The 24,594-nt window shown below is 67.0% G+C and carries 19 protein-coding genes; 11 read left to right on the top strand and 8 right to left on the bottom strand.

What is annotated here, in order from left to right; genetic code table 11:
• Positions 1 to 39 precede the first annotated feature (39 nt).
• Positions 40 to 2,082 (top strand): hypothetical protein, encoded by a 2,043-nt coding sequence (locus ASE59_RS18185; RefSeq protein WP_056459776.1) that lies wholly within the window; start codon positions 40 to 42, stop codon positions 2,080 to 2,082.
• Here ASE59_RS18185 and ASE59_RS18180 read toward each other — a convergent pair.
• The 4 genes from ASE59_RS18180 to ASE59_RS18165 form a co-directional block, all read right to left on the bottom strand.
• Positions 2,075 to 2,749 carry a DUF6445 family protein gene (locus tag ASE59_RS18180; protein ID WP_056459773.1) on the bottom strand — a complete coding sequence of 225 codons (675 nt, stop codon included), beginning with the start codon at positions 2,747 to 2,749 and terminating at the stop codon, positions 2,075 to 2,077. The genes ASE59_RS18185 and ASE59_RS18180 overlap by 8 nt on opposite strands.
• Positions 2,746 to 4,248: a tryptophan halogenase family protein gene (locus tag ASE59_RS18175; protein WP_056459769.1), complete on the bottom strand. Its 1,503-nt coding sequence runs from the start codon at positions 4,246 to 4,248 to the stop codon at positions 2,746 to 2,748. The genes ASE59_RS18180 and ASE59_RS18175 overlap by 4 nt, the downstream gene beginning before the upstream one ends.
• A gap of 52 nt (positions 4,249 to 4,300) precedes the next feature.
• The gene (locus tag ASE59_RS18170; RefSeq protein ID WP_056459766.1) at positions 4,301 to 5,626 is read right to left on the bottom strand and encodes a Gfo/Idh/MocA family protein; all 1,326 of its coding nucleotides are present in this window, start codon (positions 5,624 to 5,626) and stop codon (positions 4,301 to 4,303) included.
• 88 nt (positions 5,627 to 5,714) lie between these two features.
• Positions 5,715 to 6,251, bottom strand: a complete 537-nt coding sequence (locus tag ASE59_RS18165) for a GAF domain-containing protein (RefSeq protein WP_056459764.1) — start codon at positions 6,249 to 6,251, stop codon at positions 5,715 to 5,717.
• A gap of 184 nt (positions 6,252 to 6,435) precedes the next feature.
• On the opposite strand from ASE59_RS18165, the gene ASE59_RS20010 reads away from it, so the two are divergent.
• The 3 genes from ASE59_RS20010 to ASE59_RS18155 all read left to right on the top strand — a co-directional run bounded on the left by ASE59_RS20010 (position 6,436) and on the right by ASE59_RS18155 (position 10,639).
• A complete protein-coding gene (locus ASE59_RS20010) occupies positions 6,436 to 6,702 on the top strand; it encodes a hypothetical protein (RefSeq protein ID WP_156360176.1) in 267 nt (88 codons plus the stop codon).
• Positions 6,703 to 6,802: 100 nt separating this feature from the next.
• Positions 6,803 to 8,152 (top strand): methyl-accepting chemotaxis protein, encoded by a 1,350-nt coding sequence (locus tag ASE59_RS18160; protein ID WP_082458571.1) that lies wholly within the window; start codon positions 6,803 to 6,805, stop codon positions 8,150 to 8,152.
• A gap of 450 nt (positions 8,153 to 8,602) precedes the next feature.
• The gene (locus ASE59_RS18155) at positions 8,603 to 10,639 is read left to right on the top strand and encodes a M10 family metallopeptidase C-terminal domain-containing protein (RefSeq protein ID WP_056459761.1); all 2,037 of its coding nucleotides are present in this window, start codon (positions 8,603 to 8,605) and stop codon (positions 10,637 to 10,639) included.
• A 417-nt stretch (positions 10,640 to 11,056) separates the two neighbouring features.
• On the opposite strand, the gene ASE59_RS18150 is transcribed toward ASE59_RS18155, so the two are convergent.
• The 4 genes from ASE59_RS18150 to ASE59_RS18135 form a co-directional block, all read right to left on the bottom strand.
• Positions 11,057 to 12,808 carry a tannase/feruloyl esterase family alpha/beta hydrolase gene (locus ASE59_RS18150; protein ID WP_235515839.1) on the bottom strand — a complete coding sequence of 584 codons (1,752 nt, stop codon included), beginning with the start codon at positions 12,806 to 12,808 and terminating at the stop codon, positions 11,057 to 11,059.
• On the bottom strand, positions 12,805 to 13,344 hold the full coding sequence (locus ASE59_RS20140; protein ID WP_056459758.1) for a DUF3237 family protein: 540 nt from the start codon (positions 13,342 to 13,344) through the stop codon (positions 12,805 to 12,807). Before ASE59_RS20140 ends, ASE59_RS18150 begins: the two co-directional genes overlap by 4 nt.
• A gap of 76 nt (positions 13,345 to 13,420) precedes the next feature.
• Complete coding sequence (locus tag ASE59_RS18140) at positions 13,421 to 14,419, bottom strand: alpha/beta hydrolase (RefSeq protein ID WP_082458570.1); 999 nt, start codon at positions 14,417 to 14,419, stop codon at positions 13,421 to 13,423.
• 21 nt (positions 14,420 to 14,440) lie between these two features.
• Entirely contained in the window at positions 14,441 to 15,484 is a 1,044-nt protein-coding gene (locus ASE59_RS18135) for an alpha/beta hydrolase (protein ID WP_056460143.1), read from the bottom strand.
• A gap of 273 nt (positions 15,485 to 15,757) precedes the next feature.
• Here ASE59_RS18135 and ASE59_RS18130 point away from each other — a divergent pair, with 273 nt between their 5' ends.
• The 7 genes from ASE59_RS18130 to ASE59_RS18100 all read left to right on the top strand — a co-directional run bounded on the left by ASE59_RS18130 (position 15,758) and on the right by ASE59_RS18100 (position 24,555).
• Positions 15,758 to 18,136, top strand: a complete 2,379-nt coding sequence (locus ASE59_RS18130; RefSeq protein ID WP_162235340.1) for a TonB-dependent receptor — start codon at positions 15,758 to 15,760, stop codon at positions 18,134 to 18,136.
• A gap of 16 nt (positions 18,137 to 18,152) precedes the next feature.
• Positions 18,153 to 19,226, top strand: coding sequence for an aromatic ring-hydroxylating oxygenase subunit alpha (locus ASE59_RS18125; protein WP_056459750.1), 1,074 nt, complete (start codon positions 18,153 to 18,155; stop codon positions 19,224 to 19,226).
• A complete protein-coding gene (locus tag ASE59_RS18120) occupies positions 19,223 to 20,452 on the top strand; it encodes an NAD(P)/FAD-dependent oxidoreductase (RefSeq protein WP_056459747.1) in 1,230 nt (409 codons plus the stop codon). The genes ASE59_RS18125 and ASE59_RS18120 overlap by 4 nt, the downstream gene beginning before the upstream one ends.
• Before the next feature lie 174 nt (positions 20,453 to 20,626).
• Positions 20,627 to 20,935: a 2Fe-2S iron-sulfur cluster-binding protein gene (locus tag ASE59_RS18115; RefSeq protein WP_056459744.1), complete on the top strand. Its 309-nt coding sequence runs from the start codon at positions 20,627 to 20,629 to the stop codon at positions 20,933 to 20,935.
• Positions 20,936 to 20,978: 43 nt separating this feature from the next.
• Positions 20,979 to 22,241 carry an MFS transporter gene (locus ASE59_RS18110; RefSeq protein WP_056460140.1) on the top strand — a complete coding sequence of 421 codons (1,263 nt, stop codon included), beginning with the start codon at positions 20,979 to 20,981 and terminating at the stop codon, positions 22,239 to 22,241.
• A gap of 59 nt (positions 22,242 to 22,300) precedes the next feature.
• On the top strand, positions 22,301 to 23,707 hold the full coding sequence (locus ASE59_RS18105; RefSeq protein WP_056459741.1) for an aldehyde dehydrogenase: 1,407 nt from the start codon (positions 22,301 to 22,303) through the stop codon (positions 23,705 to 23,707).
• A gap of 17 nt (positions 23,708 to 23,724) precedes the next feature.
• Positions 23,725 to 24,555 carry a p-hydroxycinnamoyl CoA hydratase/lyase gene (locus tag ASE59_RS18100; protein ID WP_056459738.1) on the top strand — a complete coding sequence of 277 codons (831 nt, stop codon included), beginning with the start codon at positions 23,725 to 23,727 and terminating at the stop codon, positions 24,553 to 24,555.
• The last annotated feature ends 39 nt before the right edge of the window (positions 24,556 to 24,594 follow it).

The following is a 24,594-nucleotide window of genomic DNA, read 5'->3' as shown; positions in this document are numbered from 1 at the left end:
TCGACAACATGCCGAGTTTGTAGCGAAAGAGGTTGAGCCATGAAGACCGTTGCACGGTGGATGCTGGCGGGCGCGATGCTGGCGGGGACGGGGCTGGCGGTGGCGCAGCGCCCGGCCGAGGCACCTGAACTCGCCTATCGGCTGACCGAGGGGCAGAATCTCAACGCCTTCGTCCGCGAAGGGCAGGTTGCGGCGCATCTGCTGCTGCGCAACGGCACCGATCCGCGCATCCTCGTCGCCTTCCCGGCGGGCAATAGCGGCGTCGGCCTGTGGTTCCAGCCCGTCGGCCGCGCCGCGACGTGGCGGCTCGAACAGCCGCCGCGCCCGACCACCGCGCCGGGCGTCGCCGGACCGCAACCGGCGGTGCAGACCATCGCCAGCATCGACGCCCCCGAACTGCGCGTGAAACAGGCGGTGCTGTCGTCGATCCGTTTCCTGCGCGACTATCAGTCGGTCGGCCGATTCCCGGCTGAAGTCGCGGTAGATCCGGTCATCACCGGCAATACCATCCGCTGGAGCCGCCCACGCCTCGATGGCAAGCCCGGCTATCTGCTGCGGATAAGGTTGCTCTCCGGCACGATCCGGAATGGCGCGCTGGTCGCCGATGCCGGTTGGCCGCTCCGCATGGAGATATTGGCGTCGAGCGGCGAGCGGCCGCTGACCGGCCTTGCCCAGAGCGAACTGCTGAACGCCCGCGCCGCCAACGATCCCGCCGCGCGCAACGCGCTGCGATTCCTCAGCTATCGTGAGAAGTTCCTCGCCGGATCGTGGCGGTTCCAGACCTATTTCGGCCGCGACACGCTGATGTCGGTGCGTCTGCTGATGCCGGTGTTGCAACCGCAGGCGATCGAGGCGGGGCTGGGCTCGGTCCTCGCCCGCCTCGATGCGAAGGGCGACGTCGCGCATGAAGAGGGCATCGGCGAGTTCGCCGTGGTCGAACGGCGTAAACTTCGCCAGCCGGGCGACGCCGCCATGCTCGACTATGCGATGGTCGACGACGACTATATGCTTGCCCCCGTGGCGGCCGCCTATCTCCTTGATCACGCCGATAAAAAGGCCGCACAAACCTTCCTCGACCTACCCCTCGCCAGCGAAGGGATCCCCGGCACCACCGCCCCGGCCGGAACCGCCCTTGTGCGTAACCTTCGCCACCTCATCACTACCGCCCGCCCCTTCGCCGAAAATCCCGTTTTTGCCAGGATGATAGCGATCCCGAAGGGACGCCTGACCGGTCAATGGCGCGATAGTGAAGAGGGGCTGGGCCGCGGTCGCTACGCCTATGACGTCAACGCCGTCTTCGTCCCCGCCGCCCTGGAAGCCACTGCTCGCCTGCTCCGCGCCGGCCTGCTCGACCGCTATCTGACACTCGAGGACCGCACCGCACTTACCCAAGCCGAAGCGATGGCTACCATCTGGCGCGACCGTGCCCCCACGCTGTTCCGCGTCTCCCTTCCGGCCACCCAGGCCAAGCCGCGGATCGAGGACTATGCCCGCAGCCTCGGTATTCCCGCCGCACCGGCACTGGCGTCGATCGGGGCCAACCCCTTGACGTTCCACGCCATCGCCCTCGACGATGCGGGCAAGCCGATCCCGATCGTGAACTCCGACGAAGGCTTCGCGCTGCTGTTCGCCCAGCCGTCGCCCAGCGATCTCGAAACCTATGTCACCGCCGCGATGCGGCCGTTCCCGGCCGGGCTGATGACCGATATCGGCATGCTGGTCGCCAATGCCGCACAGACCGATGTGGCGGTGCAGGGGCGCTTCACCCCCGCTGCCTATCACGGCGCGGTCGTGTGGTCGTGGCAGCAGGCGCTGTTCGCCGCCGGCCTCGAACGTCAGCTCGCCCGCCGCGACCTGCCGCCGGCGACCCGCGAGGTGCTGACCCGCGCGCAGGCAACGCTGTGGCGTGCGATCAACGCCACCCGCGCGACGCAGAATTCCGAACTCTGGTCCTGGGCCTATGAAGGCGGTCGCTACAAGGTGGTGGCGTTCGGCGCGGGCAAGCAGGACGTCGACGAATCCAACGCCGCGCAACTATGGAGCACCGTCTATCTCGCGGTACAGCCGCCGCGCGTCAGGTAAGCAGCAGGAACGCGGTCACGGTCAGCCGCCCCTCGGCCGGATCGGCGCTTAGCACAGCATCCTGCGGGATCGCGCCACTGTGGAGCAGCGCGCTGCGATAGATCACCGCCCGGTTGTGGTGCGCATCGACCGCCGAAATCCGTTCGAACCGGTTGGTCGACCCGTCGATATAAGCGGCTGGCGGCGGCGCCGATGCGACCTCGGCATTCACCGCCGCCATATAGGTCGACGCCCGCGCTGCATCGACCATCTCGAACCCGGTTGCCCGGTGGCGGTAGAAGCCGGTTCCGCCGCGATCCACCGCGCCGAGATAATGGACCAGCGCGATCCGCGCAGGATCGACCGCGTCGAAATGCGGCAGCCGCTGTTCGACGGTCAGCGTCGCTGGCGGCGCGGTAACCATCGAAAAGCTGGCGTCGAGCAGCGACACCCCGCTGCGATGCACGAACACCTGTGACAGCACCGTGGTCAGCGCCGGCCGCACCGCCCGGAAATAGTCGTCCGGCAGATCGGCGCGCACCCCGGGATATTGCCGCCGTGCCGTCTCGAACCGGGCGGCACAGGCGAACGCACGCAAGCCTTCGGGGTCGGGGTGAAAGTGATCGACGATCGCGATCGGCTGTCGCTCCTGTCCGATCCGTCGCGCGGTGATGTCGGGGGCGCTCATTTCGCCATCGCCCGGGCCAGCGCATCGTCGTGCAACGGCAGGGTCGGGGCAGCGCGGGCGATGACCTCGGCGATCTGCCGCACCTGCGCCCGGTTGGTCGCGCTGTCGATTGCATCGGCCAGCGGATTGTAACCCTGTGCCACGATCCCCTGACCGTTCAACACCGCCAGCCAGCTCGCCTCGCGGAACAGGTCGTCGCTGTCGAGGATCAACCGCCCCGACCGGCGATACTGCGCCGCGCGCGCCACCAGCGTTTCAGGCAGGTCCATCGTCCGGCAATGTCGCCAGAGCGGTTCGCTGCGCCCGCTGGTCGCATGGTAATGCAGGATCAAGAAGTCCTTGATCCCATCCATGTCGCGCGCGAACACGGTGTTGAACCGATCGGCCAGCGCCGGGTCGCAATCGCAATCGGGGAACAGCGTCAGCAGCTTGGTAATGCCGCTCTGGATCAGGTGGATGCTGGTCGATTCGAGCGGTTCGAGGAACCCCGACGACAGCCCGATCGCGACGACATTGCCGCGCCAAGGCCGCCGCCGCGTCCCCGCCGTGAAGCGCAACAGCCGCGGTTCGGCCAGCGCCTCGCCGTCCAGATGTGCCAGCAGCGTCGCGGTCGCTTCGTCGTCCGACAGATAGCGGCTGGCAAAGACATAGCCGTTGCCGGTGCGATGTTGCAGCGGGATGCGCCATTGCCAACCGGCGCTGCGCGCGGTCGATCGGGTATAGGGGGTGGTCGCCGCGACGCGCGCGCACGGCACCGCCACCGCCCGGTCGCATGGCAGCCAGTGCGACCAGTCCTCGAACGCCTCCCCCATCGACCCGCCGATCAGCAGCGCGCGAAACCCCGAGCAGTCGATGAACAGCTCGCCCTCGATCCGCTCGCCGGCCTCGGTGGTCAGCGCGGTAACGAACCCGTTATCGCCATTGCGTTCCACGTCGCGCAACCTGCCCTCGACGCGTCGGACCCCCGCCGCTTCGCTCAGCCGTCGCAGATGGGCCGCGTACAGCCCGGCATCGAAATGATAGGCATAGCCGAGCGTCGACAGGATCGACCGCGCATCCCCCGCCGGCTTGGCGAACCGACCCTGCGCCGCCAACTGCGCTGCCAGAGACAGCGCCGGCAACGGCACGTCCAGCCCCTCCGCCTGCGCCTTCAGCCAGCGATGGTGAAAGGCGACGCCCGGCAATGTCGCGCCATATTGGCCGAAGGGGTGGAAGTAACGGTGCCCCGGCGCGGTCCAGTCGACGAATTCGATGCCGAGCTTGAACGTCGCCTTGGTCGCGCGCAGGAATGCCGGCTCGTCCAGCCCGATCAGGTCGTTGAACCAGTGAATCGTCGGGATCGTCGCCTCGCCCACGCCGACCGTCCCGATCTCCTCGGATTCGAGCAGCGTCACGCCGACCGCGCGGCCGAAACTGCGCGACAGCGCCGCCGCCGTCATCCAGCCGGCGGTACCGCCACCCAGAATGACGACGCGCCGGATACGATCCCCTGCTTTCATGCCCCTGTCGTACCGCAGCGCTGCCTACCGTAAAACCCGGGCGCGGCCCGCGTCACGCCGGCAATCGATAGGGCGCGCGGTAGCGCGGCGTAATCAGCGCATTGGCATCGGCGTCGGCGGTGAACTGTCCCGCCGCGGCGTCCCACAGCACCTTTCGCCCGGTCCGCCAGCCGATATTGCCCATCTGACACACGATCGCGGTATTGGCTGCGGACTCGATCGGGCAGGCGGGGGTGCGCGTGCGATCCTTCACGCACGCGACGAAGTTCGCGGTATGGCGATCCAGCCCGTTGTCGCTCGACTTGGTCACCGGCACCTCCTGGGTCAGCGGCTTGCCGTCGCTCACTTCCGGGAACACCTGCCACTGCCCGCGATCGACGACCAGCGTGCCGGTTTCGCCGATGAACGCCACGCCATGGTCGCGCCCGCCATAGGGGCCATGGCTGATGCCGACCGCATGTTCCCATTCGACCGAATAGTCACCGAAATCGAAGATCGCGGTCTGCGTGTCGGGCGTCTCCATCGCCGAGTCCGGATAGCCATAGGCGCCGCCCAGCGAGCTGACCGACTTGGGCACCGATGCCTTCATGCCCAGCAGCGCGATGTCCATCAGGTGCACGCCCCAGTCGGTCATCAGCCCACCGGCATAGTCCCAATACCAGCGCCAGCTGAAATGAAAGCGGTTGGGATTGAACGCCCGCGCCGGCGCCGGGCCGAGCCAGCGGTCGTAATCGACGCCCGCCGGCACCGCCTGGTCGGGCTGCGGCGCGACCCGCTTCATCCAGCCCATATAGGCCCATGCCTTGACCTTGCGCACCCGCCCGATGCCACCGCCATGGACAAGGGCGATGGCGTCGGCCCAATGCTGGTTGCTGCGCTGCCACTGGCCGACCTGCACCACGCGGTTGTGACGCTGCTTGGCGGCGACCATCGCCCGGCATTCGGCGATCGAATTGCCCAGCGGCTTTTCGCAATAGGCATCCTTGCCCGCCGACATCGCATCGGTCAGTTGCAGCGCATGCCAGTGATCGGGGGTGGCGATGATGACCGCATCGACCGACCGGTCGTCGAGCATCCGCCGATAATCGTCATACAGTCGCGGGGCACGCCCCGACGCCTTCTTCAATTCCGACCCGCGTTCGGCCAGCACCCGCGCGTCGACGTCGCACAAGGCGACGGGCACGACGTCCGATCCCTTGAGCATCGCATTGAGATTGGCCCAGCCCATCCCCTTGCAACCGATCAGCCCGACCTGCAGCTTGTCGTTGGCGGCGGTGCGGCGACGTTGCGCAAAGACCTCGCCGATCGGCAGAGCGCTGGCGGTGGAGGCGGCGATCCCGCCGGCCAACAGGGTACGGCGGTCGAAGCGCGCGGTCATTGCCATCTCTCCCAACATGTTATCGTCGGGATCGTACCGTGAAACGGTCGCGTCGCAAGCCGGCAAAGCACCGGCGGCGCGATCGGCGTCAGGAACGCAGCAGCCGTTCGACCTCGCGTGCGCGGATCAGCAACATCGTCGGGTCGAACGCCTCGGTACGCGGCGTCCGGTCGGCGATGCACAGCACGCCCAGTGCAAAGCCGTTGCGATCGAGCACCGGCACGCCGGCATAGAAGTGCACGAACGGCTGGCCGATCACGGTGCGGAACGTGGCGAAGCGCGGATCGCGCGTGGCATCGGGCACGATCAGCGGCTCGTTGGGGCGCTGGACCGCGACCGCGCAGAACGACCCCTCCAGCGGAACTTCGTAGATATCGGTGCCGATCGCGCCCAGCAGGATCTGCCGCCGGCCGGTCACGATCGACAGCCCGGCCAGCGTCGTCTTGTATTCCGCCGCGGCGAAGCCGACGATCGTCGCCAGTTCGGGATCGCGCGCCCGATCCAGCACGCCGCTGCGATCGATTGCCAGATCGCGCACGGCACGGTCGCCGTCGCGGTACAGCTTGTTGATGCCGGCATGCGGCCAATCCCGGAAGCTACCGAGCGTCGAAGGATGATATCCCATTCGCTTTCTGCCTCTGCCTGGGTACGAAACACGGACGACGACTGACCGAAACCGATGCCGCCGGCCGATGTCCAAAATGCGGAACAGTGGTTAACAAAAAGTAAATCGGGACATGGTGGTATCGATTGCGCCAGCAGGAAATCCAAATAAAATAGATGTTTATTGGTGAATACATGGGCGTTGCTTGTCTGGCAAAGTCGAGGTGAACTGTTCAACTGAAGCGCCGCGGCGCCGATCAGTCGCCATCGCGCGGCGGGTGATGCGGGATGATGCTTCCCGCCCCTGTTCGTTCTGCCGGCTGGAATCGCCGGTCATGCCGGAACGACTCAACCTGTTCCCCGAGCAATTCGCGTGTATTGCAATCGATCGCAGAAAAATTCGTCCGTACGCGTACCGCCATGCGGATGGCGCATTTACAGAAACCACGTTGAATCAAAGCCTTCCCGATTAACCGCGCTGTGCCCCGGGTTTCCGGTCTTTGTTGCGTTAATTCTTCATTGGCAAAAGCACCACATGGTGCTGACCATCCTATTCATGGTCGGGAGCAACAGGTGGTTCGCTGGTTCAAGGCCGACGCACCCATTCGGGTGAAGTTCGTAGCGCTGACGATCCTCAACGGATCGCTGGCGTCGCTGCCGCTGGCCGCGGCACTGTTGTGGCCGTCCGCCGCCGGTCCCGCCGCGCCGTTCGTCGTGGCGGCAGCGGTTAGTGTGGTCGCGATCGTGCTCGTATCGCTCGCCGCGCGCAAGCTGATCTGCGACCCCTATGTCACGACGGTCGTGCGCATGGAGGCGCTGGCGGCGGGCGAGTTCGATTCGCCGATCCTGTTTTCGGACTATCGCGACTGTGTCGGCCGGATGGCGCGGGCGATGGCGACGTTCCGCGACAATGGCGTCCGGCTGACATCGGCATCGAGCATCCAGCAACAGGTGGTCGCATCGCTCGGCGCCGGGCTGAACCGGCTGGCCGGCAACGACCTCAGCCACCGCATCGACACCGCCTTTCCCCCCGAGACCGAACAGCTGCGGCGCGACTATAACCGGGCGATGGGCGCGGTTGCCGATGCGTTGCAGGCGGTCGCCGCCGCCAGCGACAGCATCAACGAAGGCGCGCTCGACATCAGCCGCGCGTCGGATGCGCTGTCGCAGCGGACCGAGCAGCAGGCGGCCAGCCTCGAGGAAACCGCAGCGGCGATGGAGCAGATCACCAGCACCGTCCGCCAGACCGCCAGCGGCGCGGCGCAGGCCAAGCTGGTCGTCGATCAGGCGCGCGACGAGGCGAACCAGTCCGGGGTGGTCGTCGATCGCGCCATCGACGCGATGGGATCGATCGAGCGCGCTTCGATCGAGATCAGCGACATCATCAGCGTGATCGACGGCATCGCCTTCCAGACCAACCTGCTCGCGCTGAATGCCGGGGTCGAGGCGGCACGGGCGGGCGATGCGGGCAAGGGCTTCGCGGTCGTCGCCAGCGAAGTCCGCGCGCTCGCGCAACGCTCCGCCGATGCCGCGCACGATGTGAAGTCCCGCATCACCGCGTCGAGCGAGCAGGTCGGCAGCGGCGTCGCACTGGTCAACGAAACCGGCAACGCGCTGCGGCGGATCGTCGACCGGATCGGCGAGGTCAGCGCGCTGGTCCACCGCATCGCCGAATCGTCCGAACACCAATCGCTCGGACTGCAACAGGTCAACGCCGCCGTGTCCGAAATGGACGGGGTGACCCAGCGCAACGCGGCGATGGTCGAACAGGCGACCGCCGCCGCCCGGACGCTCGCCGACCATGCCGATCAGCTGGCGGGGCAGGTCGGCCGCTTCAGCCTGCCGCGCAGCGCCGGCCACGCCGATCCCAATACGGGCGGGGTCGTGGTCCACGGCGATTTCCGCAGCAGCCGCACCGCCTGACAGTATCGATCGGCAACAGTCGGAAAGAAGCTCTCTAACCGGACATCGCCGTGTGTTCGCTTGTAATACAGTCGCTCGCCTGAAGCCCGAAATCTGAAATGGAATAACGTAACACACCTCAATCGAAAGTATGACGCGCAGACTGGTAACGGGTAGATGCTTTGTCGGTAGACGTACACAGCGCGTATGTGCTTTTCGTTTATCGATGAATGTAGTTGCTCTCGATCCGATCATCTTACCGATCGTACGGTTTCGTGCTTTGCATCGTCTAAAACTTCGCGTTAATCATCTCTCATCGGTCACGAACCTCGTGACCGGGACGACCAAAGTCTTGCTTTCGAGCATCATCCCGGGAGTGCATCGACACCGCATCGCCCATTCGTCGCCCGATCCCACGAAGACGCGATGCCGGCCCGTCATGCCATCCCACAGTCGATGGGGATCTGACGCATGCATCATCGTGAATATCTTGCCGACGGTGGCACGACCCTGACGTCGGCACTGCTCGCGCTCGAACCGGATATCCCCGACAACACCTCGACCACGGCAACGCTGACGGTGGGGGCGCCCGCGACCGTGTCGACGATCGGCACCATCGGCGACCAGGACTTTTTCAAGGTGCAGCTGGTCGCCGGAAAGGCCTATGAGATCGGCATGTTCGCCAAGGCTGGCGGCCCGACTGCCACGCCGCTCGCCGACAGCTATCTCGAACTCTATGATGCGACGGGCGCGATCATTACCGCGGCCGATGGCGGGGCCAGCACGACGATCAACACCGTCAATTCGGGATTCGACGCGATCCTGACCTATACCCCGACCAGGAGCGGGACCTATTTCGTCAATGCCCGCGCCTTTGACAACGCGCCCGCCGACGGCACCACCGGCGACCTGATCGGCGATTATTCGTTGTCGGTCAGCGACGTGTCCGGACAACCGCGCTACGTGCCGTATTACAGCGTCGACAACCCGCTCTATTCGATCGACTGGGGCTCGCAGGTCGACGGCACGGTCCGCAACCCCGATGGCAAGGAAACCGGCCACATCACCGGCAACCCGGCGGAAACCGCGGATGCGAAGGGCACCGGCATCACCGGCAAGAACGTCATCAAGATCTATTTCGCCAAGGCCGGCGACCTGTATGTCACCGAAGACCCGACCTCGCCCAGCCTGCCGCCGGCGACGGTCGCGGTCGGTGCGAAGGATTTCGAACTGAAGGCGGTATGGACCGCACTCAAGGAATTCGAAAAGGTCGCCGACGTCGTCTATGTCGAGACGCAGGACCGCGCTGCGGCCGATTTCGAATATTTCACCTATCAGGGCACGCCCGGACCTGGCGTTTCGCTGCTCGGATCGATGAGCCCGCCGCAGGAGAAGGACGAGGGCACGGCGTTGTTCAATTCCGGCGACAACCGCTGGAACGCCACCAACCTCGCCCAGGGTGGCTTCTCGTTCGTCACGCTGATCCATGAATTCGGCCATGGCCACGGCCTCGCCCATCCGCACGACAATGGCGGCCATTCGGGCGTGATGCGCGGCGTCGAGTCCGAAGGGGCGGGCGTCGCCGACTACACCACCGGCGATTTCGCGTTGAACCAGGGCGTGTTCACGATGATGTCGTACGAGGACGGCTGGCAGGAATCGCCCTATGGCAATGCGCCGACCGATGTCGGCTATGGCTATCTGGGCGGGCTGATGGCGTTCGATATTGCCGCGATCCAGGACAAATACGGCGTCAACGAAGATACCGCGACCGGCAACGACACCTACACGCTGAAGGACGTGAACGCGGCCGGCACCTATTATTCGGCGATCTGGGATGCCGGGGGCATCGACCAGATCGTGTATGATGGCGCGCGCGACGCGCTGATCGATCTGCGCGCGGCGACGCTGCGCTACGAAACCGGCGGCGGTGGGCGCGTATCCTATGCCGAGGGCGTCTTTGGCGGCTTCACCATCGCCAATGGCGCGGTGATCGAAAATGCGCGCGGCGGATCGGGCAACGACAAGCTGTACGGCAACGCCGTCGCCAACACCCTGCTCGGCAATGCCGGCAAGGATCTGTTGCAGGGCGGCGCGGGCAATGACCGGCTGGAGGGCGGCGCGGGCGACGACTGGCTCGACGGCGGCGCCGGCGTGGATACGCTGATCGGTGGCAAGGGCGGCTCCGACGTCTTCTTCTTCGGCAGCGACATCGGCGCGTCGCGCGACTCGATCCTCGACTTCGGCAGCGGCGACCTGCTGGTCACCACCCGCAAGATTGTCGACAGCGATAACGACAACGTCATCGTCTTCGGCCGCAACAAGGTCCTCGACCTCGGCAACGGTGCCACCGTGGCGATGAAGAGCGAAGCCGGCAAGACGATCACCACGCTCTACTATAACGGATCGTATAGCGAGGACGGCGTCGACTATTATCTCTACAGCCTGTCGAAGACGGCCGGCACCGCGGGCTTCGCCACCAAGCTCGCCGATTACGACTTGGCCTGACCTATCGCTCCGGCCCGCCACGCGCGGGCCGGAGCTACGCTGTCGAGCGTGTGATCCATCGCAATCGAACCAGACGTCGTCCCAGCGCAGGCTGGGATCTCCTGGGTCCAATCGACATTCAGCCGCTCCCCTCCCTGGAGGGGCGGGGTCGGGGGTGGGTTGGCCCGTTGGCGGGCGTGACCCTCCCTCGCAGGCCGACCCACCCCCAGCCCCTCCCTTTCAGGGAGGGGAGCAATTCGTCGCGTTTCGCGTGAATGTCGATCCGGCCTAGTGATGGCACGACACAAGAGCCGCACGAGGCCCCAGCCTCCGCTGGGGCGACGGTTCCGGTCAACTGGATCAGGCGCTGAAGGGTGTACCGACTCGACAGGCTCAATGCCGGTTCAGCACGAACGGGTTCGGCTCTGTCATCACATTCTACGCCCTGCATTCGAACGCCGCCGCCTTCTCGGTATCAACCGCCCCGGCGATCGGCCGTGCGACCAGCGGATAGGGGCAGAGCGGGCGGGTGCGGCCTGGCCACGGCGTCGTCGTTCCCGCTGCCGCCTCGATCCGGTCGGGGGCGCTGCCCGCCTCGACCCAGCGGACCAGCGCGGCGAAGCCGTCGAACTGGTCGGTCGCCGGCCCACCCGCGCAATGCGCCATGCCCGGTACCGGAAACACGCGGACGAACGATGCCGCGCGGCCGTTGCTGCGCCGGTCGACATCGCCCCACCATGCGATGGTATCGTTGATCGAAAAGACCGGGTCCGACACGCCGTGCGGCACGATCATCCGCCCGCCGCGCGCGCGAAACCGCGTCAGGTCGCTCGACCGGGCCGATATGTCGTCCCATGCCGATCGTGGAAAACCGGGCGCGGTCGAGTGGATCGCCGCCGGATCGCGATCGAAGTCATAGCCGAGCTGATAGTCCATTCCCGCCTGCGGACCCGGCCCCAATGCGCGCGGCGGCGTCGAAAAGATCGTCGCCAGCGCCGGTGCGCCCATCGCCGCGTTGATCGCCGGGATGGCGGGCGTCGCCAGACCCAGTTTCCAGATCCGCCAGCCATCGTCGCTGAGACCCGCATCCCATGGGAAGCTGGCGTAGAGCGCAGTCCCCCGGCTGTCGCGCGGTCCCCCGAACCCCTTGACCAGCGCATCGATCTGCCCGGGGGCGAGGCAGCCTTGCTGCTTCTGCCCGCTGCATTGCCGCGCGCGCAGTTCGCGCACTACCTCGGCGGTCCCGCACTGGGCGAAGCCGCCGACCAGCCCGTCGGCCAGCCCGTCCTTCGCATCGCACGCCGCCAGCACCGCCGTCCGTGCCAGCGACAGGTCGGCATTCGAAAATGCCTGTGCCAGTCGCGCGATCGGCACGCTGCTCTCGCCCGGTGCGCGCACCAGCGCGGCATAGGTCTGCGTGTCCCACGCCTCGGCGATCGCCGCCTTGGGCAGCGCGAAGCCGGGTGCGGCGGCGAGGATGCCGTCGAACGCCTCTGGGTAGCGTTGGGCAAAGGCCATGCCTTCCTGCCCGCCCTTCGAACAGCCGGCGAAATAGCTGTGCGCCGGATCGCCGTGATAATAGCGGCGCAGGATCGCGCGCGCCGTGTCGTAACTGGCCTTTAGCGACGCATGGCCATACTCCGCCCGCGCCTGCGCATCGAACCCGAACGATACCGCGCCGCCGCGCGCCGGATCGGTGTTGGTCGCGTTCGAATGGCCCGAATCCTGGCTGATGACGGCATAGCCCTGCGCCAGCGCGACCGCGCCGCCGGTCGCGGGACCGACCGCATTGCCGATATCGCCATTGGTCCCGCCGCCGCCCTGGAACACGAACCGCCGGTTCCACGCATTGGGCAACCGCATCCGGAAGCGGATCGCATAACGCTGTCCGTCCTGCCCGGTGCGTTCGCGCAGCACCCCGGTCACCTCGCAATGCGCGGGCAAGGGCGGGGTCTTCGCCCCCGGTCCGGCGTCGATCGTCAGCCCGGCGGCGCGTTCCTCGGCGGTCAGGATGCGTAGCGTCGGGTCGCTCCACCCGCCCGCGTTCAGCAGCGCGGCGCACCCCTGCGCCCCGGCCAGCGTCGTGGTGCCAGCGGGCGTCATCGGCGTGGCGCAACCGGCCAGCGCCGATCCGGCCAGTATCGCGCCCAGCGTCATCGCCCGCCGCATCGCCATCGCCTCCATCGTCATGCCACCTGATAGACGGTGATGCGTACCGCCGCGCCGTCCGCCGGATCGGCCGCCCCGACCGTGCCGAGGAAGATCGCCTCGTTCAGCCATTGATGCTTGCCCAGCGGCACTTCGAACTCCGGCGTCGTGCGGATATACGATCCACGCACCAGCCCGCGATTGCGGATATGGATCGGCGTCCCGTCGCGCTCGCGCATCAGGTAGCTCGCCTCCAGCACCGTCGTGCCGTCGGCACGGACCAGTTGCCAGTCCATCCCCTCGGGCAGGATCGTGCCCGACAGGCGCGGGCCGCTGAACCGGCCGCCGGTGATCGGGATGCGGATGCGCTTGCCCAGCGGCGTCGCGCCGACTTCCTCGGTCTTGCCGAGCGTCACGATCGCTTCATATGCAAAGGTCAGCCCGATGCTGGTCAGCCGTTCGGGCGCCGCATGTGCCGATCCCGGCAGCGCCGCCGCCCCGGCCAGTGCCGCCGACGCGCCGAGCAAGCCGCGCCGCGTCCAGCCATCGATTTCCGAATCCTGCATCGTGTCGGCCATGCTGCATCCCTCCGCCCGGTCACCGCCGGATTGCTATGATGCATATCTAAATGGCCGAGAATTGCAAGCCGGCTGATCACTTCGCTGGCGGTGGCCCCTTGGCAAAAATGCGTTGCAGCCAGCGGTCTAACATTTCGACCCAGTGACCGGCCGGCATCGTGGCGGTGCCGACGCCGAAACCGTGTCCGCCTTCGGTCAGGAAATGTGCCTCGACCGGGCGTCCCGCCGTGCGCAGCGCCGCCATCATCAGCAGGCTGTTGTCGGGCACCACCGCGCCATCGTCCATCGCATGCAACAGGAAGGTAGGCGGCGTCGCCCCGGTGACGTGCTGCGCCGGGGATCGCCGCGCGACCGCCGCCGCATCGGGGTTCTTGCCCAGCAGCTTCTCGGCCGATTGCGCATGGGTAAAGGGCGGCGCGGCGGCGATCACCGGATAGATCAGCGCGGCGGCGTCGGGTCGCGCATCGATCCGGTCGGTCGCATCGCTCGGACGATAGACGGCTTGTGCGAAATCGGTTTCGAGCGTCGCCGCCAGATGCCCGCCCGCCGAAAAACCGACCACCGCGACCTTGTGTGGGTCCAGCCCGTCGCGGGTCGCGGCGGCACGGACCATGCGCAGGGCGCGCTGCGCATCCTGCAACGGCACATCGGCACGGTTCGCCCAGCCTTCGCCCGGCAGGCGATAGGTCAGGACATGGACGGTATAGCCGAGCGCGGTCAGCCGCCCGGCGATATCGACGCCCTCGTTCCCGATCGACAGGAAGGTATAGGCACCGCCCGGGATCACCAGCACCGACGCCCCGTTCGCTCGGACGGGCTTGAACACGCGCAACCCAGGCCGGTCGATATTGCGAAGGAAGGTCGCAGGATCATTGGCCGGCACCGCGCCCGCCCTGAACCCGCCTCCCGGCGGCGTACCGGTCCATAACGGCACGAACGGCGCCGACGTCCATGCCGCGGGCGGGGAGGGGCGTTCAGCCACGGCGGCCGGCGGGGTCTGCGCCGATGCGGTCGGCGACAGCAGCGCCAGCGCGACCAGCGACGCGGCACGACGGGAAAGCGAACGAACGATCATCGGGCAATTCCTGTGACGGGGTCATGCATCGGCGCCGAAGGCCCGGCGGAGCGCGGCGATCTTGGCGGCGGTGAAGCGCTTCGCCAAGCCGGTTTCGGGCGCGACCGCATCGAAGCCGTGAAACGCGCCCGGCGTCACCACCAGCTCGGTCGGCACCCCGCTGGCGATCAGGCGGCGGGAAAAGTCGATATCCTCGTCGACGAACAGGTCGATCGATCCGACCCCGATGAACGTCGGCGGCAGGCCCGAAAGGTCGGCGACGCGCGCCGGCACTCCGGCGGCGGGTACGTCGCCGCCACCGGGCTTGCGGCCGAGGAACGACTGCCAGCCAAAGACATTGGCCGGTGCGTCCCAGCCGATCCTGCCGATGAAGGGCGGCACCGATCGCGTGCTCCCGGTGCGATCGTCGAGCATCGGGTAGATCAGCACCTGCGCGCACAGCGGCACGCTGCGCCGGTCGCGCGCCATCAGCGCCAGCAGCGCGGCATGGCCGCCGCCCGCACTTTCCCCCAGCACCGCGATCCGCGCCGGGTCGACGCCCAGTTCGGTGGCCTGTGCTTGCAGCCATTGGAGCGCGGCATGATTGTCCGCCACCGATCCGGCATAGGTCGTCTCGGGTGCGAGGCGATAGTCGACCGTCACGATCACGCAGTCGAGTTGCCGGGCGATCTCCTGACATGGCGCGATCGAGGCCTTTGCCGATCCGACGATATAGCCGCCGCCATGGGTGTGCAGGATCGCCGGACGGCGCGTGCCGGGCCGGGCGTTGATGACATAGGCGGTGACCGGCGGCTGGCCCGTCGCCCCGGCGATGCGCTGTTCGCGATAGGGGATGTCGGTCGCGGGCGGCGGGATCGGGCCGCTGCGCATCGTGCGATAGGCGGTGGTGATCGGTGGCATCGCCGCGACCATCGCCAATATCTGTTTGGCACCGGCGCGCAGTTCGGGCGCCACCGCCGCCAGCGCGTCGGGCATCGCCTCCGCCGCCAGTGCTCCGGTCGGCAGCATCGCGCCGATCCCTGCCATCGCTGCGCCGCGCAGCACGTCCCGTCTCGGCAGCGTCATCGCCATCCTCTCCCTCGTTCCGGTACCGATCATAGGCCCGGGATTTGGCTATGTTCAATAGCGACCTGTTTGGCGACCACCGCCAAGAATATCGTTTGCAAGCGTTTGTAGATTTAGTTATGTCTCATCGCAGTTGGAAGATACCAACCGAGGAGAGTTGCCATGGCGGAAACGTCGCTGGCCGGGGGTCGCATCGGCGATCTGCCGGACCCCGTATCGCACATGCCCCTTTCGCTCGCATCGCAACGACGACCGATATCGGGGAGGACCATCATGCGTAGATTGACGTTGCTGCTGACCGGAACCGCACTGTTCGCCGGCGCTCCCGCCGCCTTCGCGCAGGACGCCGCCGATCCCGAGCCGCGGGCGACCGCCACCGCCGCCAGCGACGACAGCGCGGTGGGCGAGATCATCGTGACGGGGCAGAAGACCTCCGAACGCCTGTCGCGCGCGCCGATCGCGATCAGCGTCGTGTCGCAGGACTCGCTGACCCGTCAGGGTATCGACTCCGCCACCTCGCTCGCCACCACCGTCCCCAATCTGCAACTCAGCGCCAATGGCTTCGCGGTGCGCGGCATCGGCAGCAACAACAGCTTCAGCGGCTATTCGACCGTCGCGACCCAGATCGACGGCATCTACGAACCCTCGGCACAGGTCCTTTCGCTCGGTCTCTACGATCTGGGCGCGGTCGAGGTGCTGCGCGGGCCGCAGGGCACCGTCTATGGCCGCAATGCGACCGCGGGCGTCGTCAACATCAACACCGCCGACCCGCGCAAGACCCGCGGCGTCACCGCCGATCTTCAGGTCGGCCGCTTCAACGAAGTCCGCGCCCGCGCCGCCGTCGACCTGCCGGTCAGCGACGCATGGCGGCTGCGCTTCGCCGCCTATCGTCAGGTCGATGACGGGGTCGACGACAATTTCGGCGCGCTCCACGGCTATGGCAAGACCGACCAGTCGGGCCTGCGCGTCACCTCGCTGCTCGATCTGGGGCCGGTCACGTGGCGGCTGTCGCTCAACTATGGTCGCAATCAGGGCACCATCCCCGCCAGCTACCTGACCAGCATCAACTATTATCCGCAGGGGAACCTCGCAGCCGGCACCTTCGGCCCGCAACAGGTGATCGAGACCGATACGCTGAACGTCGGGCAGGCGCAGGTCCGCGACAACCGCATGGACCTCGAATATTATTCCGCCCGCTCGCGGCTGGCATGGCAGGTCGCCGACGGCCTGTCGCTCACCTATCTGTCGGGCTATACCCTGCTCAAGAATGACGGCATCGACGCCGCGACCGGCGTATTCTCGCAGGAATCGATCGATCGCCGCACCGAAAGCTGGTCGCACGAGGTCGACGTCAATTACGATCGCGGCATCCTCAACCTCGTGCTCGGCGGCTTTCTCTACCAGGATCGCCAGCCCTCGGGCACGCGCCTGCTCCATGCCGGCGACACCGCGCCCGCACCGTTCAACACCGTCTACAACCTGATCGGTGCCAAGATCGCCGGCACCGGCACCGGCATCTCGACGATCAGCGGCGTCGACGTCGTCACCAGCTATCGCGGGCAGGGCACGAAGTCGCAGGCGGTGTTCGGGCAGGGCACGCTCGAAATCCTGCCCGGCCTCAAACTCATCGGCGGCATCCGCTCGACCTGGGAACAGGTGAACGCGCGCAACGTCGAACTGGTCTGCCCCGGCGACACCATCACCCGGCAGAACATCACGCCAACCACCTGCCCCGGCATCCCGTTCGTCTTCGCGCTCTCGAACGACGCCAACCGGCCCGACGCGACATTCGACAATATCAGCTGGAAGGTCGGCGCGAATTACGAAGTCAGCCCGACCACGCTGGTCTATGCGACCGTCAGCACCGGCTTCCGCGGCGGCGGCCTCGAAGCCAGCGGCAACGCCCCGCAATTCCGCCAGTACCGCCCCGAAACCGTCACCAATTACGAAGCGGGCATCCGCACCACGCTGATGAACGGCAAGCTGTATCTGAGCGCCACCGGCTTCAACATGGACTATAAGGACCTGCAGGTATCCAGCATCGTCCTCAACCCGCTGACCAATCAGGTATCGGCCGTCACCACCAACGCCGCCACCGCCCGGCTGCGCGGCGTCGAGATGGAGGCGAGCCTCCGCCCCACCTCGAACGACCGGATCAGCGGCTATGTCTCGTGGCTCGACGCGCGCATCAAATCCTTCCCGACCGCATCGGACAATCTCAATTCGGCCAGCGGCAACTATAATGCGTTCGCGCCCGCCTTCGGCTTCCGCCCGCTGCCCGCGAACCTCAGCTTCGACGCATCGGGCAACCGCCTCGCCAACGCGCCCGAATGGAGCGGCCGGTTCAGCTATGCCCATACCTTCGACCTGTCGAGCGGCGGGCGCGTGATCCCAAGCGTCGATTTCTATGCCCAGTCGCGCACCTATAGCGACGTGCAGAATTATGCGCAGAGCCTGCGCGATGCGTACACCAAGACCGACCTGAACCTGCGGTTCGAGGATGCCGACGATCGCTATTCGATCACCGCCTTCGTCAACAATGTCGAGGACAGCCGCGTCCCCAACACGCTGGTCACGGTGTGGAGCTCGACCACCGCGAACTACGATCCGCCGCGCACCTATGGCGTCCGGCTCGGCATGAATCTACGCTGATCGGCGGGAGAGTGTGATGACGACAGCAACGCAAGCCGCCGCGCCGCGCGCCACCTGGCCGCTCGATGCCTGGTATGTCGCGGCCAGCGCGGACGAGATCGGCGACAAGCCGCTCGCCCGCCAGATCACCGGACAGCGCATGGTATTCTTCCGTGCCGCCAGCGGTGGCGTCGTCGCGCTCGACGATTTCTGTCCGCATCGTGGTGCGCCGCTCTCGCTCGGCTTCGTGCGCGGCGAGACGCTGGTGTGCGGCTATCACGGCCTCGCCGTCGATTGCCGGGGCCGTCCCGACAATATGCCGGGGCAACAGGTGGGCAAATTTCCCTCGGCCCGCGCCTTTCCGGTCATCGAACGCTATGGCTTCGTCTGGGTCTGGCCCGGTGATCCCGAACAGGCGTCGGCGGACAAGCTGCACCCGCTTCCCTGGGCCGAAAGCCCCGACTGGGCATATGGCGGCGGGCTGTTCCATATCGGCTGCGACTATCGGCTGATGATCGACAATCTGATGGACCTGACCCACGAAACCTATGTCCATGCCAGCAGCATCGGCCAGAAGGAGATCGACGAAGCCCCGGTGAAGACCGAGGCGACGCCGGACGAGGTCGTCACCAGCCGCCACATGGAAAACATCACCGCGCCGCCCTTCTGGCAAATGGCGCTGCGCGGCGCCGGCCTGCCCGAGGACGCGCCGGTCGATCGCTGGCAGGTATGCCGATTCTCCTTGCCCAGCCATGTGATGATCGAAGTCGGCGTCGCGCTGGCCGGGCAGGGTGGCTATCACGCCGATCCGTCCAAAAAGGCGTCGAGCATCGTCGTCGACTTCATCACGCCCGAGACCGAGACCTCGCACTGGTATTTCTGGGGCATGGCCCGGCAATTCGCGGTTGACGATGCCGCGCTGACCGACACGATCCGCGAAGGGCAGGGCAAGATCTTTTCGGAGGATCTCGAGATGCTGGAGCGGCAACAGGACAATCTGTCGCGCTATCCGGATCGCAGGCTGCTGAAACTCAACATCGATGCCGGCGGGGTGCGCTCGCGCCTGATGATCGACCGCGCCATCGCCCGCGAAGCGGCGGCCACCGCGTGAGCCAGCCGCGCTACGACGTGCTGATCGTCGGCGGCGGGCATGGCGGGGCGCAGGCGGCGATCGCGCTGCGCCAGCGCAACTTCGCCGGCACCATCGCCATCGTCGGCGACGAACCCGACCCGCCTTACGAACGCCCGCCGCTGTCCAAGGACTATCTCGCCCGCGACAAGCCGTTCGAACGCATCCTGATCCGCCCGCCGGCCTTCTGGGTCGAACGACGGGTCGACCTGCTGCTCGGGCGGCGCGTGGTCCGCGTCGATGCCGATGCGCATCTGGTCGAAACCGCCGATGGCGCGACGATCGGCTATGGCGTGCTAGTCTGGGCGACCGGCGGTGCGCCACGGCGGCTGACGTGCAGCGGCCACGACCTGCCCGGTGTCCATGCCGTGCGCACCCGTGCCGATGCCGATGCGATCATGGCCGAACTCGATGCGGTCCGCCGCGTCTGCATCATCGGCGGCGGCTATATCGGGCTGGAGGCGGCGGCGGTCCTCATCAAGGCCGGCAAGCAGGTGACCTTGCTGGAGGCTCAGGACCGGCTGCTCGCCCGCGTCGCCGGTGCGCCGCTGTCCGCCTTCTACGAATCCGAACACCGCGCCGCCGGGGTCGATCTGCGGCTGAACGTCACCGTCGACTGCATCGAACCGGCCGATCGCGGCCTGTCGGTGCGCACCGCCGATGGCGCGGCGTTCGCCTGCGACATGGTGATCGTCGGCATCGGCATCGTGCCCGCCGTCGAACCGTTGCTGGCGGCGGGGGCCGCTGGTGGCAACGGCGTCGATGTCGACGACCAATGCCGCACCTCGCTCCCCGACATTTATGCGATCGGCGACTGCGCCGCGCACCCCAGCGTCTATGCCGACGGGATGCGTCTGCGCGTCGAAAGCGTGCAGAATGCCAATGATCAGGCGACGACCGTCGCCACGCTGATAGCCGACGGCACCGCGCCACCCTATGCCGCGCTGCCATGGTTCTGGTCGAACCAGTATGACCTGCGCCTGCAGACGGTCGGCCTGTCGATCGGTCATGACGATCTGGTGGTGCGCGGGGACATGGTGGCGCGGTCCTTCTCGATCGTCTATCTGCGCGCCGGCCGGGTGATCGCCCTCGACTGCGTCAACGCGACCAGGGACTATGTGCAGGGCCGCAAGCTGGTCGAACGCGGCGCGACACCGCCCCGCGACGCCCTCGCCGATGCAGGCGTCGCGTTGAAGGACCTGCCATGACGCCCGCCGCAGCATCTCCCCTCCCTGACAAGGGAGGGGCTGGGGGTGGGTAGGCCCGCGAGGAACCGCAACCGAGCCACCACGACCGCCCCCTTCCCGCGAAAAGGCGAGCATGATGACATGACCCTGACCCGTTCGTCCTGTTGCATCACACGCTAAGCCCCAAGGACCGCCATGCCGACCCTGACCGTCACCACCCGCAGCGGCGACACCCGCACCATCGCCGCCGATCCCGACGCCAGCGTCATGACCGCGATCCGCGACGCCGGCATCGACGAGATGTTGGCACTGTGCGGCGGGTGTTGCTCCTGCGCGACCTGCCACGTCTTTGTCGATGAATCGCAAATGGATAGCCTGCCGCCGATGAGCGCCGACGAGTACGATCTGCTCGACATATCCGAGCATCGCATCGCGCGCTCGCGGCTGTCGTGTCAACTTCCGTCGCTGGACGGGCTGCGCGTCACCATCGCGCCGGAGGATTGAACCCGTGACGCCCGATCCCCGCACCATCCTCGACCGCGCCGAAATGTCGCGGTTTCAATGGGGTATCGTCGCGACGATGGTCGGGCTGAACGCGCTGGACGGGTTCGACGTGCTCTCGATCAGCTTCGCCTCGCCCGGCATCGCGACCGATTGGGGGATCGATCGCGCCGCACTCGGCATCGTGTTGTCGATGGAGCTGGTTGGCATGGCGATCGGCTCGCTGCTGCTCGGCGGCGTCGCCGACCGCATCGGGCGACGCGCGACGATCCTTGCCTGTCTCGGCGTCATGACGGCGGGGATGCTCGGTGCGGCGAGTTCGGGCGGGATCACCCAGCTATGTCTGTGGCGGGTGCTGACCGGTCTCGGCATCGGCGGGATGCTCGCCGCGACCAATGCCGCGGTGGCGGAGGCTGCCAATGCCCGGCATCGTTCGCTCGCGGTGGTGTTGATGGCGGCGGGCTATCCGGTCGGCACGATCATCGGCGGGTCGGCATCGGCGTTGCTGCTCGGCTGGTATGACTGGCGCGCGGTGTTCGTGTTCGGCGCGATCTGCAGCATGGCGTTCGTACCGCTGGTGCTGTGGCGTGCGCCCGAATCGGTCGCGTTCCTGATGCACCGCCGCCCGCCCGATGCGCTGGCGCGGATCAACGCGACGCTCGCGCGCATGGGGCATCCGCCGGTCGATGCGCTGCCCCCGGTCGAGGCGCGGGCGGCGAAGGTGCCGGTCATGGCGCTGTTCGCCCCCGGCCTGCTGCGCACGACGCTGCTGCTCACGCTTGCCTATCTCACGCATATCATGACCTTTTATTTCATTCTGAAATGGATTCCGAAGATCGTGGTCGAAATGGGCTTCCCCGCGCCACAGGCGGCGGGGGTGCTGGTCTGGGCCAGTATCGGTGGCGCGACCGGGTCGCTGATCCTCGGGCTGCTGACCGGGCGGGTGCGGCTGCTCGGCCTGACCACCGCCGCGATGCTGCTCTCGACCGCTTTGGTGATCATGTTCGGCCGGACGCAGAGCGACCTCGCCACGCTGTCGGTCGTCGCCGCCGCCGCGGGCTTTGCCACCAATGCCGGGGTCGTCGGTCTCTACGCACTGATCGCGGGCAGCTTCCCGACGGGGGTGCGTGCCTCGGCGACCGGCTTCGTCATCGGGGTCGGGCGCGGCGGATCGGCGCTTGCTCCCGCGCTGGCCGGACTGTTGTTCAGCGCCGGCTACGGCCTGCAATTCGTCGCAGTGCTGATGAGCCTCGGCCCGCTGATCGCCGCCGTCGCGCTGTTCGCACTGCGCGATCGACAAGCCGGTTGACGCCCGCCATTTTGCCAATTACGCTATGAAACATAACAAATAGGAAAGGCATCGTTTCCGTGGCACCTTCGCCAACTTTCACCCGCCTGAACCCGGTCACCGGCGACATCGCGACCACCGCCCCCGCTTTCGGCCCGGCAGAGGCGATCGCCGCTGCGGATGCCGCCGCCGCCGCCTTCCCGGCATGGTCCGCGCTCGGCCCCAATGCCCGCCGCGCCGCGCTGACCAGGGCCGCCGATGCCCTTGCCGGGCGTGCCGACCAGTTCGTCGCCGCGATGATGGGCGAAATCGGCGCGACCGAGGGCTGGGCGCGCTTCAACCTGATGCTCGCCGTGTCGATGGTCCGCGAAGCCGCCGCGCTCACCACCCGGATCGGCGGAGAGGTCATCCCCTCCGACAAGCCCGGCTGCATCGCCATGGCGCTGCGCGAACCGGTCGGCGTCATGCTCGGCATCGCGCCGTGGAACGCCCCGATCATCCTCGGCGTCCGCGCCCTCGCCGTGCCGCTCGCCTGTGGCAATACGGTGGTCTTGAAGGCCAGCGAGCAATGCCCGCGCACCCACAGCCTGATCGCCGAAGCCTTTGCCGAAGCCTTGCCGGCCGGCGCCGTATCGATCGTGACCAACGCGCCCGAGGATGCCGGCGACGTCGTCGGCGCGCTGATCGACCACCCGCAGGTCCGCCGCATCAATTTCACCGGCTCCACCCATGTCGGCCGCATCATCGCGAAGCGCGCCGCCGAACATCTCAAACCCGTCCTGCTGGAGCTGGGTGGAAAGGCGCCGCTGATCGTCCTCGACGACGCCGATCTGGACGAAGCGGTGAAAGCCGCCGCGTTCGGCGCGTTCATGAACCAGGGCCAGATCTGCATGTCGACCGAACGGATCATAGTCGTCGACGCGGTCGCCGACGCCTTCGTCGAAAAATTCGCGGCAAAGGTCAAGACGATGGCGGTCGGCGACCCGCGTGAGGGCAACACGCCGTTGGGCGCCGTGGTCGATCAGAAAACGGTCGATCATGTGAAGTCGCTTATCGCCGACGCGGTCGGCGCAGGTGCGGTGCAGGTCAATGGCGGCGACGCCAAAGGCGTGCTGATGCCCGCCCATGTCGTCGACCGCGTGACGCCCGACATGAAGCTGTTCCGCGACGAAAGCTTCGGCCCCGTGGTCGGGATCACCCGCGCCCGGGACGAGGAACATGAGATCGCCCTCGCCAACGACACCGAATACGGCCTGTCCGCCTCGGTCTTCACCCGCGACACCGCGCGGGGGCTGAACGTCGCGCGGCGCATCCAGTCGGGCATCTGCCACGTCAACGGACCCACCGTGCATGACGAGGCGCAGATGCCGTTCGGCGGGGTCAAGGCGTCGGGCTATGGCCGGTTCGGCGGAAAGGCCGGCATCGACGCCTTCACCGAACTGCGCTGGATCACGATCGAGACGCAACCCGGCCATTACCCGATCTGACGAACAGGACTTCAGCCATGACCGAAACGAGCAGCAACGGCGTCGTCGCCTATGACGTCGCGGGCGGGATCGCCTGGGTACGGTTCAACCGTCCCGACAAGCGCAATGCGATGAGTCCGACGCTCAACCGCGATATGATGGAGGTGCTCGACGGACTAGAGTTTCGCGACGATGTCGGCGTGCTGGTCCTGTCGGGCGAGGGTGCGGCATGGACCGCGGGCATGGACCTGAAGGAATATTTTCGCGAGACCGAATCGCAGGGGCTGGCCGGCACGCGCAAGGCGCAGCGCGAAAGCTATGGCTGGTGGCGGCGGCTGCGCTGGTACCAGAAACCGACGATCGCCATGGTCAATGGCTGGTGCTTCGGCGGCGGCTATGGCCCGCTCTTCGCCTGCGACCTCGCCTTTGCGGCGGAGGAGGCGAAGTTCGGCCTGTCGGAGATCAACTGGGGCATCCTGCCCGGCGGCGGCGCGACCAAGGTGGCGGAGGCGCTGATGCCCTTCCGGAAAGCGATGTACCACGCGATGACCGGCGAGAATATCGACGGCCGCACCGCCGCCGAATGGGGGCTGGTCAACGAAGCGCTGCCGCTGGCCACGCTCAAGGACCGGGTGACCGAGGTCGCCAAGGTGCTGCTGGCGAAGAACCCGGTCGCGCTGAAGGCGACCAAGGACGCGATGCGCCGCGTCGTCACGATGGGATATGACGATGCCGAGGACTATCTGGTCCGCGCGCAGGAAGCGGCCAATTCCTACGACAATGACGGTCGCAAGGAAGGCATCCGCCAGTTCATCGACGAGAAGAGCTACAAGCCGGGCTTAGGCGCCTACGACAAGGACCGCGCCTGACCTCCATTCCTCCCCGGCACGGGGAGGGGGACCATGCGC

The sequence above is a fragment of the Sphingomonas sp. Leaf10 genome (genome assembly GCF_001421245.1).
Classification (GTDB): domain Bacteria; phylum Pseudomonadota; class Alphaproteobacteria; order Sphingomonadales; family Sphingomonadaceae; genus Sphingomonas.
This window is presented reverse-complemented; position numbering and strand designations above follow the sequence as displayed.